The organism is Pseudomonas sp. P5_A2_2, assembly GCF_054177685.1.
Map to the genome: position 1 here is coordinate 1 of NZ_JBGCUL010000237.1, position 5,934 is coordinate 5,934.

Genomic DNA, 5,934 nt, shown 5'->3' on the forward strand with positions numbered 1-5,934 from the left:
GCGCTATCGCGAGCAAGCTCGCTCCCACAACGAATAATTGTTCATGCTGCAGTGTTCTCATCACATCGACCTTGCACTGCGTCTGACGAGGCGCGACCTGATCTGAAACCCGTGAACCTCTGGAGCAAAGCCCATGAATATTCGTTTTGCCGTTCTGATGACCCCGCTGTTGCTGACCGTTGCGTTGTCCGGCTCCCTTGCCCTGGCCAACGGTGGTGGCGGCGGTAACGACATGCCCACCAGACCCACCTGCCCGAAAGGTCAGGTGCTGGATACCCGATCGCAGCGGTGCGTCAGGCAGACCAGCAACCTGGTGCCGGACGAAGACCGCACCAACTATGCGTATCAACTGGCCAAGGACGGACGTTACGAAGAAGCTCTTGCCCTGCTTGACACGCTGAAACAGCCAAATACGGCAAAAGCGCTGAACTATCGCGGCTACGCCACGCGTAAACTAGGGCGTACCGACGAAGGCATCGGCTATTACCTGCAATCGGTGAAACTCGACCCGCAGTACGCGCAAGTCCGCGAATACCTCGGCGAGGCCTATGTGATCAAAGGCCGGCTGGATCTCGCGCAGGAGCAACTGCAGCAGATCAAATCCATCTGCGGCAATACCCAGTGCGAGGAGTACCAGGACCTGGCCGAAGCCATCAACGACTCATCGAAAACCTGACAACCCGAGCGGACGGAGGTCGCCATCGCCAGCGATCAGGCAATACGAACGGAACTGAACCAGCATCTGGCGCGGTTATGGCGCTACGGCCTGCTGCTGTCCCGGCAACGGCATGTCGCCGATGACCTGGTGCAGGCCACCTGCGTGCGGGCGCTGGAACGGGCCGCGCAATTCGTGGCGGGAACGCGCATGGACCGCTGGCTGCTGAGCATTCTGCATTCGATCTGGCTCAACGAAGTCCGCGCCCAGCGGGTGCGTCAGGGTCAGGGTCAGGTGGATGCCGATGAGGCCTTGTCGTTCGATGGTGAATCCGTGGCCCAGACCCATGTGTTGGCGGCACAAGTCATCCGTCGCGTCGATGCGTTGCCCGAGACCCAGCGCGAAACGGTGTTTCTCGCCTACGTCGAGGGCTTGTCCTACCGCGAAGTCGCCGACGTGCTGCAAGTGCCCATCGGCACGGTGATGAGTCGCCTGGCCACCGCTCGGGCGAAACTGGCCGAATATCCACCGTTGCACACGGTGCCGCACCCTTACCGAGGAGAACATTGATGAGCGCGAGAACCTCGGACGAACAACTGGTGGCCTACCTCGACAACCAACTCGATGCCGAGCAGCGCTCGCGCGTCGACGCGGCCATCATCAAAGACCCGATGCTCGGCCTGCGCCTGCAATGGCTGGATCGCAGCAGCCTGCCGTTCAAGGACGCCTACGATGAACTGGCCCGGCRGGCGCCGGTGGATCGCCTGCAAGCCATGCTCGCCACGCTGCCTTCACCCGCCCGCCCCGGGCTCAGTCGACGCTGGTTCCTGGCCGCCGCGGCCGGGCTATTGGCCGGCGGCGTGCTGGCGGACCGTTTGTTCCTCGGCTGGCAAGCGAGTCGGCAGACACACAACTGGCGCGGCCTGGTGGCCGATTACATGGCGCTCTACGTGCCGGAAACCCTGGATCATTTACCCGCTGATGAAGCCGCCCAACGGGCACAACTGCGGACCATCGATGCGCGCCTGGGCCTCGATCTCGCGCCGGCAAAACTGAGCCTGCCTCGTGCCGAGTTCAAGCGTGCGCAAATCCTCGAGTACGACGGCGCGCCCATTGCCCAGATCACCTACCTCGATCCGGTGCACGGCCCCATGGCGCTGTGCATGACCCGCTCCAACAGCGGCAGCCGCCAATTCGCCCATGAACAGCGGCGCGAGCTGAACATCGTGTATTGGGCTGACATGGAACACGCCTGGATGCTGATCGGGCATCAGCCGATCGCGGATCTGGAGGCGATGGCGAAGCTGTTGCGTAGTCGCCTGAGTACCTGAGAAACCCTGGCTCAACGCAGGCGCTGCGACAGTGCCTGCGAAGCGCGTCAGGCCGAACCCGGCAACCACAAGCGAAAGCGCGCCCCGCCCAGCGGCGAGGCTTCCACCGTCAGCGTGCCGCCTTGGGCCTCCAGCGCGCGGCGGCTGATCGCCAGCCCCAGGCCGAAACCACCCGTGGCGCGGTCGCGGCTGCGGTCGAGGCGGTAGAACGGTTCGAAAATCCGTTCGCGCTCGTCATCCGGAATGCCAATGCCGTCATCGTCGACCCAGATTTCACAGGCGCCGGCATACACCTGCACACCGATCTGGATACGCTTCTCGCAGTAGCGCATGGCGTTGCGCAGCAGGTTTTGCAGGGCGCGAGCGGTCAGGCGCGGGTCCAGGCTGAAGCGTTCGAGTTGGCCGTGCAGCAGCACGTCGATGACGATATCCGGGGACTCCAGTTCTTCGTCGACGCTGCCCAGAATGCTGTCGATGAATTCATCCAGCGACACCTCGACCTGCTCTGGTAGCCGCGCCGGGTTTTGCAGGCGACTGTAGGACAGCAACTCCAGCACCAGCTCATCAAGCTCACGAATGTGCGCCACCAGGCTTTGCAGGCGCTCGCGGCTGGCCGCTGGCAAGTCGTCGGACAGCGCCAGCGCCAGGCCGAAATCCAGGCGCGTCAGGGGCGTGCGCAACTCGTGGGATACCGCATTGAGCAAGTCCCGCTGCTGGTTGAGCAGGTTTTCGATGTCGCCGGCCATGGTGTCGAACACTGTGGCCAGGCTACCAATGTTGGAGCTCGGGGAGATTTGCGTGCGCTCGCTCAGGTGCCCCTTGCCAAAGCGTTCGGCCGTGCCCTTGAGGCGCTCCAGATCACGCCAGTGCGGGCGCAGCCACAACAACAGGCAAGCGAGCATGGTCGCGCCGATCAGGACGTTGATGCTCCAGTACAACAGGTTGACGTCCAGTGGATCGGGCGGCACGACCATTTGCACCACGGTGTGCTCATTCAGCGGCGCGACCGCCAGCGTGCGCCAACCCCAGTCGCCCACGCGCACGACGTTCTCGCCGCGCTGCAAACGCTGCTGCTCATCAGGCGTCAGGCTGCTGTCGTCATTGCTGCCGAGCACGATGTGCAGCGGATTGAAGTCCTTGTCCATTTCAGCGGCCAGGGCCGGCCACTGCTCGGCCGGGGCTGCGTGAAACTGTTTGACGATCAGCGTTTGCAGCCCACGGGAATAATCGAGGTTGTAGGTGACAAAGCGCTCGTGGAACACCTTGATCACCAGATCCGGCACCAGGTAAATCGCGGCGCTGAAGGAGACGATGGTCACCAGGTACAAACGAAAGAGGATTCTGAACATTGGCTCAGCATTCCCATTCGGAACGGCTGAACAGGTACCCCTTGCCCCACACGGTCTTGATCTTGCGCGCCTCGCCGGCGTGGTCGTCGAACTTGCGCCGCAATTTGGAAATCGCCACGTCCACCGAACGGTCAGTGCCATTGAATTCGATGCCACGCAGGCGTTGCAGGATCTGGTCGCGACTCAACACTTCACCGGCATGCCGGGCCAGCACCACCAGCAGGTTGTACTCACCACTGGACAGGTCCACCAATTGCCCGCGCCAGGTCACGGTGCGTTCAGACAGGTCGATGCACAGGTTGCCCATCAGAATGCGGTCGTTGGCGGTCTGCGGTTCGCTGAGGCTGCTGCGGCGCAACAAGGTTCGCACCCGGGCCAGCAGCACCCGCGGCTCGCACGGTTTGGTGACGTAGTCGTCGGCGCCCATTTCCAGGCCCAGGACCTGGTCGTGGCTGTCATCGCGGGCGGTGAGCATCAGGATCGGCAGGGTCGCCGAATCGGCGCGCAGCAAACGACAGACTTGCAAGCCGTCGAGGCCGGGCAGCATCAGGTCGAGGATCACCAGGTCCGGCGGATTGAGCCGCGCTCGTTCGCGCACATGGTCACCACGACCGATCACGCTGACGGAATAACCGTTGCGTTCCAGGTAGCTGGCAATCAGTTCGGCGAGGGCGGTGTCGTCTTCGACCAGGAGGATGTTGGGCATGGGTGTTTCCAGAAAGTGCTTTGGCGCCAGATAGATTGCCATCGCGAGCAAGCTCGCTCCCACAGGGATTTGATGTGAACACAAATGTTGTGAACACCACCGGCCACTGTTGGAGCGAGCTTGCTCGCGATGGCGGCGTATCTGGCGCAATAGAAATCAAGGACTGAAGGATATACGCCCTCACGCACACCTGAGTAAAACCCTTACACAATTTCACACAGCACCAACAAAGCTTCACCGCTACCCTCGCCTGCGCCCAGTAGGATGCTGGGGGTCATTATTGGGGTTATTACATGTCAAACAATCTGCTTGCCAGGCTCAGCCTGATTGCACTGGCGCTGATGCTGGCCGCTTGCGACAAGGCGCCGACTGCCGAAGAGCAGACGCCACTGGCCACGGTTCGCATCGAAACCATCGAAGCGCGGCCACTGACCATCAGCAGCGAACTGAGCGGGCGGATAGCCGCACCGCGCATGGCCGAAGTGCGTGCCCGCGTGGCCGGCGTGGTCTTGCAGCGGACTTTCCGTGAAGGCAGTGATGTGAAACAGGGTGATGTGCTGTTCCGCATCGACCCGGCGCCGTTCAAGGCTGACCTGGACAGCGCCGAAGCGGCGTTACGCAAGGCCGAAGCCAACGCGTTCCAGGCCAGATTGCAGGAACAGCGCTACGCCCGGTTGATCGACGACAAGGCCATCAGCGGTCAGGACTACGACAACGCCCGGGCCAATGCGCGGCAGACCGCCGCCGACGTCGCCGGCAACAAGGCGGCGGTTGAGCGCGCCCGGTTGAACCTCGGTTACGCCACAGTCACGGCGCCGATTTCCGGGCGCATCGGCCGGGCGCTGGTCACCGAAGGCGCGCTGGTCGGGCAGAACGAAACCACGCCGCTGGCGCTGATTCAGCAACTGAACCCGATTCACGCCGACCTGACCCAGTCCACCCGCGAACTCAACGAACTGCGCCGCGCCTTCCGTTCCGGCCAGTTGCAGCAGGTCGGCCAGGACCAGGCCAAGGCCACGCTGATTCAGGATGACGGCAGCCTCTACCCGCTGCCGGGCAAAATGTTGTTCAGTGACATCAGCGTCGACCCGGGCACCGGCCAGATCATCCTGCGCAGCGAGTTCCCCAACCCCGACCTCGACTTGCTGCCCGGCAGTTTCGTGCGCGTACGCCTGGAACAAGCGGTCAACCAGCAGGGCATCAGCGTGCCGCAACGGGCCATCCAGCGCGACAGCGCCGGCATCGCCCAGGTGCTGCTGCTCGACGGCGAACAGCGGGTCGGCCAGCAACCGGTCGAACTGGGCGCCGTGCAGAACGATCGCTGGATCGTCACCAGCGGCCTGAAAGCAGGCGACCGCATCGTCATCGAGGGACTGCAGCACGCCCGCCCCGGCGAGAAAGTGCAGATCGACGACACCCCTCTTCCACTTGCCCAGGTGACTGGTCAGTAAGCAGGACGCTTTTTTATGCCGCAGTTCTTTATTGACCGCCCGGTGTTCGCCTGGGTGGTTGCCCTGTTCATCCTGCTGGCCGGTGCGCTGGCCATTCCACAACTGCCGGTGGCGCAATACCCGGATGTCGCGCCGCCACAAATCGAAATCTACGCCGTGTACCCGGGCGCTTCGGCGCAAACCGTGGACGAGAGCGTGGTCAGCCTGATCGAGGAAGAGCTCAACGGCGCCGATCACCTGCTGTATTTCGAATCCCAGAGCAGCCTCGGCAGCGCGACCATCAAGGCCACCTTCCAGCCGGGCACCAACCCGGAACTGGCTCAGGTAGATGTGCAGAACCGCCTGAAAGCCGTGGAGTCACGCCTGCCACAAGCGGTGATCCAGCAAGGCTTGCAGGTGGAGAAAGTCTCCTCCGGTTTCCTGCTGTTGATCACCCTGACGT

Annotated in this window: 7 protein-coding genes; 5 read left to right on the plus strand and 2 right to left on the minus strand. The window is 62.9% G+C overall.

Annotation, left to right across the window (positions count from 1 at the left end; translation table 11 throughout):
• Nucleotides 1-133: 133 nt before the first annotated feature.
• From ACXRVY_RS14985 to ACXRVY_RS14995, 3 genes are all read left to right on the plus strand, one after another.
• Nucleotides 134-676 carry a tetratricopeptide repeat protein gene (locus tag ACXRVY_RS14985; RefSeq protein ID WP_223463105.1) on the plus strand — a complete coding sequence of 181 codons (543 nt, stop codon included), beginning with the start codon at nt 134-136 and terminating at the stop codon, nt 674-676.
• A gap of 66 nt (nt 677-742) precedes the next feature.
• The gene (locus ACXRVY_RS14990; protein WP_411740717.1) at nt 743-1,225 is read left to right on the plus strand and encodes an RNA polymerase sigma factor; all 483 of its coding nucleotides are present in this window, start codon (nt 743-745) and stop codon (nt 1,223-1,225) included.
• The gene (locus tag ACXRVY_RS14995; RefSeq protein ID WP_458237670.1) at nt 1,225-1,986 is read left to right on the plus strand and encodes an anti-sigma factor family protein; all 762 of its coding nucleotides are present in this window, start codon (nt 1,225-1,227) and stop codon (nt 1,984-1,986) included. The genes ACXRVY_RS14990 and ACXRVY_RS14995 overlap by 1 nt, the downstream gene beginning before the upstream one ends.
• 47 nt (nt 1,987-2,033) lie before the next feature.
• Here ACXRVY_RS14995 and ACXRVY_RS15000 read toward each other — a convergent pair whose 3' ends face one another.
• Nucleotides 2,034-3,335, minus strand: coding sequence for an ATP-binding protein (locus ACXRVY_RS15000; RefSeq protein WP_457265972.1), 1,302 nt, complete (start codon nt 3,333-3,335; stop codon nt 2,034-2,036).
• Between the two features lie 4 nt (nt 3,336-3,339).
• Nucleotides 3,340-4,041, minus strand: a complete 702-nt coding sequence (locus ACXRVY_RS15005) for a response regulator transcription factor (protein WP_223463102.1) — start codon at nt 4,039-4,041, stop codon at nt 3,340-3,342.
• 293 nt (nt 4,042-4,334) lie between these two features.
• On the opposite strand from ACXRVY_RS15005, the gene ACXRVY_RS15010 reads away from it, so the two are divergent.
• Complete coding sequence (locus ACXRVY_RS15010) at nt 4,335-5,492, plus strand: efflux RND transporter periplasmic adaptor subunit (protein WP_457265971.1); 1,158 nt, start codon at nt 4,335-4,337, stop codon at nt 5,490-5,492.
• Nucleotides 5,493-5,507: 15 nt separating this feature from the next.
• Nucleotides 5,508-5,934 (plus strand): efflux RND transporter permease subunit (locus tag ACXRVY_RS15015; RefSeq protein WP_458237671.1); only part of this gene is annotated, 427 nt, incomplete at its 3' end.

What these genes read in the sequence shown, in the direction of transcription:
- ACXRVY_RS15010 (WP_457265971.1), top strand. Translation starts at nt 4,335, where the DNA reads ATGTCAAACAATCTGCTTGCCAGGCTCAGCCTGATTGCACTGGCGCTG.
- ACXRVY_RS15000 (WP_457265972.1), bottom strand. Translation starts at nt 3,335, where the DNA reads ATGTTCAGAATCCTCTTTCGTTTGTACCTGGTGACCATCGTCTCCTTC.
- ACXRVY_RS15005 (WP_223463102.1), bottom strand. Translation starts at nt 4,041, where the DNA reads ATGCCCAACATCCTCCTGGTCGAAGACGACACCGCCCTCGCCGAACTG.
- ACXRVY_RS14985 (WP_223463105.1), top strand. Translation starts at nt 134, where the DNA reads ATGAATATTCGTTTTGCCGTTCTGATGACCCCGCTGTTGCTGACCGTT.